At 53.6% G+C, this 289-nt stretch carries 1 protein-coding gene; it reads left to right on the top strand.

Features of this window, described 5'->3' with window-relative positions; all coding sequences use genetic code 11:
* Positions 1-289: ATP-binding protein (locus tag KDM89_RS21775; RefSeq protein ID WP_212689850.1), on the top strand; the 289-nt coding region annotated here is incomplete at both ends.

Raw genomic sequence — 289 nt, 5'->3', positions numbered from 1 at the left:
CATTGATCCCAACTGCAGCGTGTCTGATGTGGTGAAAGATGCCTACGACATGGCTAAGCTCCTGTGTGACAAGTATTACATGGCTTCCCCTGACCTGGAGATCCAGGAAGTCAATGCCACCAACGCCACCCAGCCCATTCACATGGTCTACGTCCCCTCCCACCTCTACCACATGCTCTTTGAACTCTTCAAGAATGCCATGCGGGCCACAGTGGAAAGCCACGAGTCCAGCCTCACTCTCCCTCCCATCAAAATCATGGTGGCCCTCGGTGAAGAAGATCTGTCCATC

This window comes from Cognatundibacterium luofuense, from assembly GCF_018139685.1.
Taxonomy (GTDB): domain Bacteria; phylum Pseudomonadota; class Gammaproteobacteria; order Burkholderiales; family Burkholderiaceae_D; genus Undibacterium; species Undibacterium luofuense.
This window is presented reverse-complemented; position numbering and strand designations above follow the sequence as displayed.